This is a genomic window from uncultured Tateyamaria sp., assembly GCF_947504105.1.
Taxonomy (GTDB): domain Bacteria; phylum Pseudomonadota; class Alphaproteobacteria; order Rhodobacterales; family Rhodobacteraceae; genus Tateyamaria.
Genome location: NZ_CANNGP010000157.1, coordinates 1 through 644, shown reverse-complemented (window position 1 = coordinate 644; position 644 = coordinate 1). Strand labels below are relative to the sequence as shown.

Here is a 644-nt window from a genome sequence, read left to right as displayed (position 1 = left end):
CGAAGCCGAAGCCGAAGCCGAAGCCGAAGCCGAAGCCGAAGCCGAAGCCGAAGCCGAAGCCGAAGCCGAAGCCGAAGAATTCTTTGCCCAATCGACAGTCGATACAACCCCTGTCGAAGCCGAACTGGTCGATGACGCGACCGCTGCGGACATGGCCGATGCGGCACCTGACAGCATTGCGGCAAAGCTGCAGCGCATCCGCGCTGTGGTCTCGCAAAGCCAGGACGAGGCAGAAGACGAAGAGATGTTCGAAGACGAACATGCCGAGGCCTTTGCCCCGGCAGTCGATTTCGAAGATATCACCGAAGCTGTAGACGAAGATGTTACGGCTGAAGATATCCGCATCTTTGCTGCCGAAGATTTTGAAGCGGCCCATGACGAGCTGGCTGACCAAGCCGATGATGACGAAGACGACATCGGTGACATCCTGGCCCGCCTTGAAGCCGATAAATCTGATGCACCGATAGAAGCAGAAGCAGAAGCAGAAGCAGAAGCAGAAGCAGAAGCAGAAGCAGAAGCAGAAGCAGAAGCAGAAGCAGAAGCAGAAGCAGAAGCAGAAGCAGAAGCAGAAGCAGAAGCAGAAGCAGAAGCAGAAGCAGAAGCAGAAGCAGAAGCAGAAGCAGAAGCAGAAGCAGAAGCAGAAG

General features: G+C 55.4%; 1 protein-coding gene and 1 pseudogene. One reads left to right on the top strand and one right to left on the bottom strand.

Annotation, left to right across the window (positions count from 1 at the left end):
• Positions 1-262 (bottom strand): hypothetical protein (locus Q1A75_RS24025; protein ID WP_299641549.1); only part of this gene is annotated, 262 nt, incomplete at its 3' end.
• Between Q1A75_RS24025 and Q1A75_RS24020 the strand changes: the two are divergent.
• A pseudogene (locus Q1A75_RS24020) lies at positions 245-644 on the top strand (hypothetical protein); the annotation flags it as partial. The gene Q1A75_RS24025 and the pseudogene Q1A75_RS24020 overlap by 18 nt on opposite strands.